This window comes from Mycobacterium sp. E735 (assembly GCF_001666955.1).
Taxonomy (GTDB): Bacteria; Actinomycetota; Actinomycetes; order Mycobacteriales; family Mycobacteriaceae; genus Mycobacterium.
The window spans coordinates 1-11,730 of sequence record NZ_LZIX01000044.1; the positions used below are offsets into that span (position 1 = coordinate 1).

Here is an 11,730-nt window from a genome sequence, read left to right on the forward strand (position 1 = left end):
CGTCGGGTACTGCACCACGGCGACCTGGCGGGTCAGTTGGGCCAGCAGTCGCACCGCCCGGCGCAGCACGTCGTCCACCGTGCGCCACCTCGAAGTGATCGCGCTGACGCCGGCCCGCCTGCTGATGGTGGTCATCACCGACACCGGTCGGGTGGACCAGCGCATCGTCGAACTCGGCGACGTCATCGACGACCACCAGCTGTCCCAGCTCCGCGAGATGCTCGGCCAGGCGTTGATCGGCAAGAAGCTATCGGCCGCCTCGATCGCGGTGGCCGACCTGGCCGGTCAGCTCCGTGCCCCGGACGGCCTGGGCGACGCCGTCGGCCGCTCGGCGACCGTGTTGCTGGAGTCGTTGGTGGAACACACCGAAGAACGCTTGCTGATGGGCGGGACCGCCAACCTGACGCGCAACGCCGCCGATTTCGGCGGCTCGCTGCGCTCGATCCTCGAGGCCCTCGAGGAGCAGGTGGTGGTGCTGCGGTTGCTGGCGGCCCAGCAGGAAGCCGGTAAGGTGACGGTGCGTATCGGCCATGAGACGGCCGCCGAGCAGATGGCGGGCACTTCGATGGTGACCACCGCCTACGGCACCTCCGACACCGTGTTCGGCGGAATGGGTGTGCTGGGGCCCACCCGGATGGACTATCCGGGAACTATCGCCAGCGTCGCCGCGGTTGCCCTCTATATCGGCGAAGTCCTGGGTGCTCGATGAACGCGCACCCGCGGCACGCGCAGGCGCGATAAGGACCAGGTTTAGGAGAGTCAGGCGTGGCACGCGACTATTACGGGCTGCTCGGGGTGAGCAGGAACGCCAGCGACGCGGAGATCAAGCGCGCATACCGCAAGCTGGCGCGCGAACTGCATCCCGACGTCAACCCGGATGAGGCCGCGCAGGCGAAGTTCAAGGACATCAGCGTCGCCTACGAGGTGCTCAGCGACCCCGAGAAGCGCCGCATCGTCGACCTCGGCGGCGACCCGATGGAAAACGCTGCCGCGGGCGGCGGGTTCGGCGGCGGGTTCGGCGGCCTCGGCGACGTGTTCGAGGCCTTCTTCGGCGGCGGCTTCAGCGGCGGCGCGACCTCGCGCGGTCCGATCGGCCGGGTGCGGCCGGGCTCGGACTCGCTGCTGCGGATGCGGCTCGACCTCGAAGAGTGCGCCACCGGGGTGACCAAACAGGTCACCGTCGACACCGCGGTGCTGTGCGACCGCTGCCAGGGCAAGGGCACCAACGGCGATTCCGTGCCGGTCCCGTGCGACACCTGCGGCGGCCGCGGCGAGGTCCAGACGGTGCAGCGGTCGCTGCTCGGCCAGGTGATGACCTCCCGGCCGTGCCCCACCTGCCGCGGCGTCGGCGTCGTCATCCCCGATCCCTGCCACCAGTGCATGGGTGACGGCCGGGTCCGCGCCCGCCGGGAGATCAGCGTGAAGATCCCCGCCGGGGTCGGCGACGGGATGCGGGTTCGGCTCGCCGCCCAGGGCGAGGTCGGACCCGGGGGAGGGCCGGCCGGCGACCTGTACGTCGAGGTGCACGAGCAGGCCCACGACGTCTTCGTCCGCGAGGGCGACGACCTGCACTGCACGGTGTCGGTGCCCATGATCGACGCCGCGCTGGGCGCCACGGTCACGATCGACGCCATCCTGGACGGCATCAGCGAGGTCACCGTTCCGCCTGGCACGCAACCGAATTCGGTCATCACACTGCGGGGGCGCGGGATGCCGCACCTGCGGTCGGGCACCCGTGGCGACCTGCACGTCCACGTCGAGGTGGTGGTGCCCACCCGGCTGGACCACCACGACACCGAACTGTTGCGTGAGCTGAAGGCCCGGCGCAGCCGCGACGTGCCCGAGGTCCGCTCGACGCACGCCGGCGGCGGCCTGTTCAGCCGGCTGCGCGAGACCTTCACCGGGCGCTAGCCGCCTCCCTTCGCCGAGCGTGGTGTCTATGGACGAATTCGGGGTGGTCTTCGTGCGTAACCCCCACACTCGTCGACGTTAGGAGCAACGCGATGGTCGCGACCCTCTTCTACGTCGACGCACTGCCCGACGTCGGTTCGTTGGCCGTGGTCGACGGTGACGAGGGATTTCACGCCGCCACCGTGCGGCGCATCCGCCCCGGCGAGCAACTGGTCCTCGGCGACGGCGCCGGCGGGCTGGCGCACTGCGAGGTCGAGCACGCCGGTCGCGACGGCTTGCGCGCCCGGGTGCTGAAGCGCTGGAGTGTCGCGGCCGGGCAGCCGCCCGTCACCGTGGTCCAGGCGTTGCCGAAGTCGGAGCGCTCGGAGCTGGCCATCGAACTGGCCACCGAAGCCGGCGCCGACGCATTCCTGGCCTGGCAGGCGGCCCGGTGTGTGGCCAGTTGGCAGGGTGCCCGCGTGGACAAGGGCCTGCGCCGTTGGCGCGCCGTCGCCCGTTCGGCGGCCCGGCAGTCGCGTCGGGCGCACATCCCGCCCGTCGACGGCGTCCTGTCCACCGCGGCGCTGGTCGAGCGGGTTCGCGACGAGCTGCGCGCGGCAGGGGTGGTCCTGGCGTTGCACGAGTCGGCCGCCGACCCGCTCGCCCACGCCGATATCGCGGGTGCGGCTTCGCTGCTCCTTGTGGTGGGTCCCGAGGGCGGCATCGCGCAAGACGAGATCGCCGCGTTGACCGAGGCGGGCGCGCTGGCGGTGCGGCTGGGCCCCCAGGTGCTGCGGACCTCGACAACCGCGGCGGTGGCGCTCGGCGCGCTCGGCGTGCTCACCCCGCGGTGGGATACCGCGTCGAACCTGTAGTTTTGCGCGCCCGCCACCATGGGGTCCGCTGGATATGACCGGGGGTGGCGGGCCGGGGCGGTGGCCGACGCCCGGCCGGCGAATGGCGGCTGAAGGCTGACCAACGAGTGGCCCCGGCGTAGACTTAGGCAGCCGAGCAAACCACCGACAAACCGAGAAAGCAGGCATCGAGAGCCACGTGACGCCCCGCGAGACCAGCGCTGTTGAGGCAGCCGGAGGCCTCCAGGCCAACGCCCAAGTACGCAGCAGCATCGATGTTCCGCCCGATGTCGTCGTCGGCTTGTTGGGCTCGGCGGACGAAAACCTCCGCGCGCTGGAGCGCAGCCTGAACGCCGATCTGCATGTGCGCGGCAACGCTATGACCGTCTCGGGCGAGCCGGCCGACGTCGCGCTCGCCGAGCGGGCGATCTCCGAGCTGGTCGCGATCGTCGCCAACGGACAGCCGCTGACGCCGGAGGTGGTCCGCCACAGCGTCGCCATGCTGACCGGCACCGACAACGAATCGCCGGCCGAAGTGCTCACCCTGGACATCCTGTCGCGGCGCGGCAAGACGATCCGGCCCAAGACGCTCAACCAGAAGCGCTACGTCGACGCGATCGACGCCAACACCATCGTCTTCGGGGTCGGCCCGGCCGGCACCGGCAAGACGTATCTGGCGATGGCCAAGGCGGTCAGCGCGCTGCAAACCAAACAGGTGAACCGCATCATCCTCACCCGGCCGGCGGTGGAAGCCGGTGAGCGCCTTGGCTTTCTGCCGGGCACACTGAGCGAGAAGATCGACCCTTACCTGCGGCCGCTGTATGACGCGCTCTACGACATGATGGATCCCGAGCTGATCCCGAAGTTGATGTCGGCCGGGGTCATCGAGGTGGCGCCGCTGGCCTACATGCGCGGTCGCACCCTGAATTCGGCGTTCATCGTCCTCGACGAGGCGCAGAACACCACCGCCGAGCAGATGAAGATGTTCCTCACCCGGCTCGGCTTCGGCTCGAAGATGGTGATCACGGGCGACATCACCCAGGTGGACCTGCCCGGTGGCGCCAGGTCGGGCCTGCGCTCGGCGATCGAGATCCTCGACAGCGTGGAGGACATTCACATCGCGGAACTGACCAGTGCCGACGTGGTGCGCCACCGGCTGGTCTCCGAAATCGTGGACGCCTACGCGAAATTCGAAGAGCCCGGGTTGGCGACCAACCGGGCGGCCCGGCGGGCCTCAGGCTCCCGCGGGCGCCGGTGATGAAGGCTGTGACTGGTTGATGGGCGTCCTATGAGCATCGAGGTCTCCAACGAGTCGGGCGTCGACGTTTCCGAAACCGAATTGATCAGCGTCGCGCGGTTTGTCATCGCCAAGATGGACGTCAACCCCGCCGCAGAGCTGTCGATGGTGCTGCTGGACACCGCGGCGATGGCCGACCTGCACATGCGCTGGATGGACCTGCCCGGGCCGACGGACGTGATGAGCTTCCCGATGGACGAGTTGGAGCCGGGGGGCCGGCCGGATGCCCCGGAGCCGGGGCCGTCGATGCTGGGTGACATCGTGCTGTGCCCCGAATTCGCGGCCGGGCAGGCCGACGCGGCGGGCCACACCCTGGGCCATGAGCTGGCGCTGTTGACCATCCACGGCGTGCTGCACCTGCTGGGCTACGACCACGGCGAACCGGACGAGGAAAAAGAGATGTTCGCCCTGCAGGACCGATTGCTCGAAGAGTGGGTCGCCGAGCAGGTCCAGGCCTACCAACAAGATCGCCAGCAGGAGCGGGACCGTCAATTGCTGGACAAGTCAAGGTATTTCGACAATTGAGCCGACTAAAAGCACTCGGGATCGCGGCCGCGGCCGCCGTCGCCCTGGCACCGATCTCGGTGGTGGCCACCACGATCGGCGTCGCCGAGGCGGCCCCGTGCGCCGGCGGCGGGTCCAACCCGACCAGCTGCAACTGGTGCCAGTACCTGGTTGCGCAGTATCACACCTCCAACGTGTGCTCCCAGGACGCGCCGCCCCGCCGGGTTCAGCCGCCGCCGAGCCCGGTGCAGATTCCGGAGGTGCCCGCGTACGTGCCGCCGAGCACCGTTCCGGTGCAGGCTCCACCGCTCATCCCTCCGCCGAACCTGCCGCCCGCGAACGCCCTTCCGACGATCAATCCGCCGGGCCCCGACGCGTCGAGGAACGTCTCGGTGGTGGCTCCGCCCCGGGGGCTCGATGTTCCCGCCCAGGCGGTCGCGGCGGCCAAGGCCGCACCGCCGACGCGCGTCAATCCCGCCGACCCGCCGAAACCGCCGAAGCAGGTCGACTTCAACCAGCGGGTGCAGAACGTCGTCAGCACCCACCGGGAGAACGTCGACGTCCTGAAGGTCGACAACCAGCGGCTGGTCCGGCCCCGGCACTGGGACTACGTCGACTACGACGACGCCTTCCGCCGCCCGGCCCTGTACAACCCGCTGAACCAGGCGATGACGTTCCGCTACTCCTACGGCGGCGCCGACCGGGAGGCGTACGTGCCGCCCGGCGCCCGGATCGTGCTCGACGCCGCCACCGTCGGCGTCGTCCCCTTCACGGCGGTCGGTGACGGCTGGGTGGTCTCGGGCAGCTTCTACGGCGGGGGCTCGGTACCGCCGGACGGTTTCAACGGCCCGCCGCCGCCGGACTACAAGCCACCCGAGCCGCCGAAGCTCTACCAGAACGTCTTGGTCTCCGTGCCCGCCGCCAACCAGACGCTGGAGGTCGGCCAGGTGTCGGTGGTGGGCCGGGACGAGAGCCAACCCGGGGGTAGCCAAGACCTCTTCCTGCTCGACGACTCCACGTTGGCCTGGGGCCAGACCAACGACTCCAGCAGCAGCAGCAGCCAGATCAGCGTCACCAAGACCCAGTCGCTGCCGCACGCCGGACCCACCGACGACGGCAGCTTCCTGGTGGTGCTCGCGGTCCGCCCGCACGAGGATCCGGCCCAACCCGCCCAGCCCTGGTGGCCCTCGGCGCTGGGCTATGGGGCATTGGGGGTCGTGGTGTGCCTTGGGGCCTGGGCCCTCAACCGAAAGCGGAGCGACGACGACGTGGAGCCGGTCACCGCATCGAGGTCTTCCGGCAATTGACCGGTCTGTCCTGGCTGCTCGGCGCGATGGCGCTGATCGCTATCGGCGGGCTGTTCGCCGCGATCGACGCGGCCATCAGCACGGTGTCGCTGGCCCGGGTCCAGGAGCTCGTGCGCGAGGAGCGGCCCGGCGCCGTGTCGCTGGCCGAGGTGATGGCCGAGCGGCCGCGTTACATCAACCTGGTCGTCCTGCTGCGGATCACGTGCGAGATCACGGCCACCGTGCTGCTGGTGCTGTTTCTGTACGACAACTTCGGTCTCACCTGGGCGCTGTTCGGTGCGGCGGCCACCATGGTGGTCATCAGTTTCGTGGTCATCGGGGTGGGCCCGCGCACCCTCGGCCGTCAGCACGCGTACTCCATCTCGTTGACGACAGCCGTTCCGCTGCGGCTCATCTCGTGGTTGTTGATGCCGCTCAGCCGGCTGCTGGTCGTCCTGGGTAATGCGCTGACGCCCGGCCGCGGCTTGCGCAACGGGCCGTTCGCGTCCGAGATCGAGCTACGCGAAGTCGTCGACCTGGCCCAGCAGCGCGGCGTGGTCGCCGCCGACGAGCGCCGGATGATCGAGTCGGTCTTCGAACTCGGCGACACCCCGGCCCGCGAGGTCATGGTGCCGCGCACCGAAATGATCTGGATCGAAAGCGACAAGCTGGCCAGTCAGGCGTTGAACCTGGCGGTGCGCAGCGGGCACTCGCGTCTTCCGGTGATCGGGGAGAACGTCGACGACATTGTCGGGGTCGTCTACCTGAAAGACCTTGTCCAGCAGAGCTTTCTCTCGGGTGACGGCGGCCGGGGCATCACCGTGGCACAGGTGATGCGTCCGGCGGTGTTCGTGCCGGACTCCAAGCCGCTGGATACGCTGCTGCGCGAGATGCAGCGCGACCGCAACCACATGGCCCTGTTGGTCGACGAGTACGGCGCGATAGCCGGCCTGGTGACCATCGAGGACGTGCTGGAGGAGATCGTCGGCGAGATCGCCGACGAATACGACCAGGCCGAGACGGCGCCGGTAGAAGACCTGGGCGACAAACGGTTTCGCGTCTCGGCGCGGCTGCCGATCGAAGATCTCGGCGAGCTTTACGGGGTGGACTTCGACGACGATCTCGACGTCGACACCGTGGGCGGCCTGCTGGCCCTGGAGCTGGGCCGGGTTCCGTTGCCCGGGGCCGAGGTGGTCTCGCATGGCCTGCGGCTCCAGGCCGAAGGCGGCACCGACCACCGGGGACGCGTTCGCATCGGCACGGTCCTGCTGAGCCCGGTCGAGCCCGAGTCCAACGGCTCGGACGGGGAGAGCCCCTCGTGACGTCGAACGTCCGCCCACCGCGAACGTGCGGCCCGCGGCCAGCCACGGGTGCAAGGTCGGCGAGATGACCGAATTCCATTCCGGTTTCGTGTGTTTGGTCGGCAGGCCGAACACCGGCAAGTCGACGCTGACGAACGCGCTCGTCGGCTCCAAGGTGGCGATCACCTCGACGCGGCCGCAGACCACCCGCCACACCATTCGCGGCATCGTGCACCGGGAGAACTTTCAGATCATCCTGGTGGACACGCCGGGCCTGCACCGGCCGCGGACACTGCTCGGCAAGCGGCTCAACGACCTGGTGCGCGACACCTACGCCGAAGTCGACGTGATCGGCCTGTGCATCCCGGCCGACGAGGCGATCGGTCCGGGGGACAGGTGGATCGTCGACCAAATCCGTTCGACCGCACCGAAAACGACCTTGGTCGCCATCGTCACCAAGATCGACAAGGTGCCCAAAGATCGGGTGGCCGCGCAGCTGGTCGCGGTCAGTGAACTGGTCGGCGACTCGGCCGAGATCGTCCCCGTGTCGGCCGCCACCGGTGCTCAGGTGGACGTGCTGATCGACGTGCTGGCCGCGGCGTTGCCGGCCGGCCCGGCGTACTACCCCGACGGGGAACTGACCGACGAACCCGAGGAAGTCCTGATGGCCGAGCTCATCCGCGAGGCCGCCCTCGAGGGCGTTCGCGACGAGCTGCCGCATTCGCTGGCGGTCGTCATCGACGAGGTGAGTCCCCGCGCGGACCGCGACGACCTGATCGACGTGCACGCGTTGCTTTACGTCGAGCGCGACAGCCAGAAGGGCATCATCATCGGCAAGGGTGGGACCCGGCTGCGCCAGGTGGGTACGGCGGCGCGCGGCCAAATCGAGAAGTTGCTCGGCACCAAGATCTACCTGGACCTGCGCGTGAAGGTCGCCAAGAATTGGCAGAGCGATCCCAAACAGCTTGGCCGGCTTGGTTTCTGAAACAGACGCGGCGAACCGCGGCGTCCGGCTTCCGCTGAGTGCGGCGACCCGCGGCGCCCGGCTTCCGCTGATGGCGGCGACCCGCGGCGCCCGGCTTCGCCGCGCTTGCGATCGCCGCGGTTGCGATCGCCACCGCCGCGCTTGCGATCGCCGCTAGGCGAGCACGCGGATTGTCTGCAGCGACGGATCCGCCGCGTCGGGAACGTTCATGCCGGCGCGCACACCGGAACACAGGTAATCCAGCACCGCGTCGTTGAGCCGCTCGCCGGGCACCACCGCGGGAATCCCCGGCGGATACGGCGTGCACTGCTCGGCCGCAACGCGGCCCGCGGCCCTGTCCGCGGGAACTTGCTCGACCCGCCCGAAGAATGCGTCGCGCGGCAGGCAAACGGTCTCCAGCTGCAACTGCTCAGGTGACGGCAGATCGATGGGCGGCGGCGGGTCGAAGTCGTCGGCGGCCGTGCGCCAGGCCGCAAGCGCATCCGTGAGGCGGCTCGCGGTGTCCTTGTCGTCGGCCATGGACACGGTCGCCAGGATGCGCCGATGATCGCTCATGCCCGTGTCGAGGTGCGCGTGCTCGCGCAACCAGTCATGGGCCTGATAGCCGGAGGTGCCCGTGGCGGACACGTCCATCAACACTTGCATCCGATCCAGGTCGTGGGAGGCCTGCACGCCGAGCAATTCATCGTCGAGCACCTTCACATCGCGGATGTTTTCGATGTCCTGACGCAGCTGACACGCGAGATCCAAAGCGCCGCTGAGCAATTCGTGTCCGCGTTGCACCATCTGGCGCCGCCACCCGTCGATGGCGGCATACACGAGAACGTTGGGGCTGGTGGTCATCAACAGGTCCGCGCACGCCGATAGGCGGTCCTGATCGATCCGGTCGCCCTGCACGTGAAATACGGAACCCTGCTCGAAGCCGGCGCCCATCTTGTGGATGCTGACCACGCACACGTCCGCGCCGGCGTCCATCGCCCAGGTCGGCAGGTTCTCATGGAACGGTAGGTGGGCTCCCCAGGCCTCGTCGATGATCAACGGTTTACCGCGCGCGTGGCAGACCTCGGCGATGCCGGCGATGTCGGCGCACGTGCCGTACGGGCTGGGGCTGACGATGAGCGCACCGGCGGCGTCGGGGTGTTTTTCCCAGGTCTCTTCCACCTGCTGCGGTGATGGCGGATGCGAGAAATGATGTTCGGCGTCCCAGCGGGGGGTGATCCACCTCGGTTGCACTCCGGAGAAGATGAGCCCCGCGACGATCGACTTGTGGCTGTCCCGGCCCACCAGCAGGCTGCCGTCGCCGCCGGCCACCGCCATCATCGCCGCCTTGACCGACAGGGAGCTGCCGCAGGTGGAGAACCAGGCGATGTCGGCGCCCACGGCCTCGGCCATCAGGTCCTCGGCGTGTTTCAGGTATTCGTGGCTGGTTCTGCGGTCGTCCAGGCCGCCGCTGGCCAGCACGTCGTCGGCGAACGGCTCGCGGCCCAGCACCGCCAGAACCCTTTCGTCGGTGCCGCGGCCCTGCCGGTGGCCCGGCGGTGTGAACCCGTACCTGTTCTTCTGCCGGTAATCGACCAGCGCATCCAACAGTGGAGCATCAGATTGGTCCATGGCGCAGGTGTACCCGCCCTGCCCTCGGCTATGCGATCGCCTCGGGGCCGCTACCCCTTGGTCGTTGCACCGCCATGTGCCGCTTGGGGTTTCACCTTCGCGGCGGCGGGGTACCGGCCACCGGCGGCGCTCCCGTTTCGGCGTTCCACCACACCGTCGGTTGTTTGGTCGACCATCCGCACACGGCCTCGAGCTCGGCGGCCAGCGAGATCAGCATGCCCTCGCTGTTGGCCGGCCCCATCAGTTGCACCCCGATGGGCAACCCCTCGGAGGTGAACCCGGCCGGCACGTTGATCGACGGCCAGCCCAGCACGTTCCAGGGAAAGGTGAGCGGGCACGCGGCGATCATCGCGCGGTCGGTGCCGAAGCTGCTCAGCCGGTCGAAGGCGCGGGCCAGCGGTGGCGGTTGGGCGGTTGTCGGAGCCAGGACGACATCGACGATGTCGAAGATCGAACCCACCCGACGCTGGGCGGCGGCTTCGTGCCGGCGTGCGGTGCGCAGAATCGCCTGACCCAGCACATGGCCCATGCGCAGGTTGGCCACCGTGCGAGGGTCGAGCACCACCCCGTCGCCCAGCCGCTCCTCCCAGTCCCGCAGACCGGCGGTGGACCGGGCGAGGAAGTCCCACGACAGCCGCAGGCCGTAGTCGGGATTGCCGGGAACGACGGTGTGGCCGAGCAACTCCAGTTGCTTGGCCACGGCACGCGTCGCGGCCAGGATTTCCGGGTGCAGCTTGGGCCGGAAACCCGTGTACGGGAATCGGGTCGACAGCGCGATGTTGAGCGGTCCGGGTGCGATGCCGACATAGTCGGACGCGGTGATCGGGGGCGGCTTGTGCCGGTCCCCCTCGACGTTGCCCGACGCCGCGTCGAGCACGAGCGCCGCATCGGCCACCGTGCGGGCCAATACCCCATTGACCGTGATGCCGTTGAACGCATCGGGCAGCGGCCAGGTGGAGATGCGGCCGCGCTGCGGCTTGATGCCCACCAGGTGCGTCCAGGCGGCGGGGATCCGGATGCTGCCGGCCCCGTCGGAGCCGAGCGCCGCGGTGACCAGCCCCGCGGCCACCGCGGCGGCGCTGCCCCCCGACGAGCCGCCGGGGGTGTGCCGTCGCGACCAGGGGTTGCGGGTGTGCCCGAAGCCGGGGCCGCTGGTGAAGGGCCACTGGCCGAGCTCGCAGGTGTTGGTCTTGCCGACGATCACCGCGCCGGCGGCCTTGAGGCGGCGGACCACCTCGGCGTCGTGGGCGGCGGGCGGGACATGGCCTTCCGTGCCGTACGCGGTCGGCACTCCAGCAACGTCGACGTCGTCTTTGACCGCGATCGGGATGCCGAGCAGCGGCGCCGTGTCCCCGGCTGCCCGTCGCCGGTCGGCCGCCGCCGCCGCGGCCAGCGCCGACTCGGTGAGCACCACCCGGAAGGCGTTCAGCGTCGGCTGGCTCGCGTGGATGGCGTGCAGGGACCGCCGCACCAGTGTGACCGATGTCACGGACCGATTGGCCAGCTGATAAAGCAGGTCAGTCAGCGTGGGCAGGCGCTGGCCACCGGATCCGAAAACGGACCCGGGACCTGACTCGGAAGCGCCAATCACGGGGTACGAGACTAACCGGCGCGGATACCAGCATTGTCGCGGCGGGGTGCAAAACTATTGTGATGCGGCTGTATCGAGACCGGGCTGTGGTTTTGCGCCAGCACAAGCTCGGCGAAGCCGACCGGATCGTCACCCTGCTTACCCGCGATCACGGCTTGGTTCGCGCGGTGGCGAAGGGCGTTCGTCGCACCCGCAGCAAATTCGGCGCACGCCTGGAGCCATTCGCACACATCGACGCGCAGCTGCATCCCGGCCGCAATCTCGACATCGTCACCCAGGTGGTTTCGATCGACGCGTTCGCCACCGACATCGTCAGCGATTACGGCCGCTACACCTGCGGGTGCGCGATGCTGGAAACCGCCGAACGCCTCGCCGGTGAGGAGCGGGCTCCCGCCCCGGCCCTGCACCGGC

Annotated in this window: 10 protein-coding genes and 1 pseudogene; 9 read left to right on the top strand and 2 right to left on the bottom strand. The window is 69.4% G+C overall.

The window, feature by feature from the left end; genetic code table 11:
* From A5704_RS03655 to era, 8 genes and pseudogenes are all read left to right on the top strand, one after another.
* Positions 1 to 709 (top strand): annotated as a pseudogene (locus A5704_RS03655) (heat-inducible transcriptional repressor HrcA); the annotation flags it as partial.
* Between the two features lie 56 nt (positions 710 to 765).
* Complete coding sequence (gene dnaJ / locus A5704_RS03660; protein ID WP_067748403.1) at positions 766 to 1,911, top strand: molecular chaperone DnaJ; 1,146 nt, start codon at positions 766 to 768, stop codon at positions 1,909 to 1,911.
* Positions 1,912 to 2,003: 92 nt separating this feature from the next.
* Entirely contained in the window at positions 2,004 to 2,765 is a 762-nt protein-coding gene (locus A5704_RS03665; protein ID WP_067887432.1) for a 16S rRNA (uracil(1498)-N(3))-methyltransferase, read from the top strand.
* Between the two features lie 178 nt (positions 2,766 to 2,943).
* A complete protein-coding gene (locus tag A5704_RS03670) occupies positions 2,944 to 4,002 on the top strand; it encodes a PhoH family protein (RefSeq protein ID WP_067785050.1) in 1,059 nt (352 codons plus the stop codon).
* A gap of 30 nt (positions 4,003 to 4,032) precedes the next feature.
* Positions 4,033 to 4,566, top strand: a complete 534-nt coding sequence (gene ybeY / locus A5704_RS03675) for an rRNA maturation RNase YbeY (protein ID WP_067748409.1) — start codon at positions 4,033 to 4,035, stop codon at positions 4,564 to 4,566.
* Positions 4,563 to 5,852, top strand: coding sequence for a hypothetical protein (locus tag A5704_RS03680; protein ID WP_067887435.1), 1,290 nt, complete (start codon positions 4,563 to 4,565; stop codon positions 5,850 to 5,852). Before ybeY ends, A5704_RS03680 begins: the two co-directional genes overlap by 4 nt.
* Positions 5,849 to 7,153 (top strand): hemolysin family protein, encoded by a 1,305-nt coding sequence (locus tag A5704_RS03685; RefSeq protein ID WP_067785057.1) that lies wholly within the window; start codon positions 5,849 to 5,851, stop codon positions 7,151 to 7,153. The genes A5704_RS03680 and A5704_RS03685 overlap by 4 nt, the downstream gene beginning before the upstream one ends.
* Before the next feature lie 64 nt (positions 7,154 to 7,217).
* A complete protein-coding gene (era, locus tag A5704_RS03690) occupies positions 7,218 to 8,117 on the top strand; it encodes a GTPase Era (RefSeq protein WP_067748552.1) in 900 nt (299 codons plus the stop codon).
* Between the two features lie 153 nt (positions 8,118 to 8,270).
* On the opposite strand, the gene A5704_RS03695 is transcribed toward era, so the two are convergent.
* Together A5704_RS03695 and A5704_RS03700 are read right to left on the bottom strand one after the other, a co-directional pair.
* Positions 8,271 to 9,728 (bottom strand): aminotransferase class I/II-fold pyridoxal phosphate-dependent enzyme, encoded by a 1,458-nt coding sequence (locus A5704_RS03695; protein ID WP_067887437.1) that lies wholly within the window; start codon positions 9,726 to 9,728, stop codon positions 8,271 to 8,273.
* Positions 9,729 to 9,819: 91 nt separating this feature from the next.
* Positions 9,820 to 11,319: an amidase gene (locus A5704_RS03700; protein WP_067887440.1), complete on the bottom strand. Its 1,500-nt coding sequence runs from the start codon at positions 11,317 to 11,319 to the stop codon at positions 9,820 to 9,822.
* 62 nt (positions 11,320 to 11,381) lie between these two features.
* On the opposite strand from A5704_RS03700, the gene recO reads away from it, so the two are divergent.
* Positions 11,382 to 11,730, top strand: a 349-nt coding sequence (gene recO / locus A5704_RS03705) for a DNA repair protein RecO (protein ID WP_046187415.1), incomplete at its 3' end; no start/stop codon positions are given.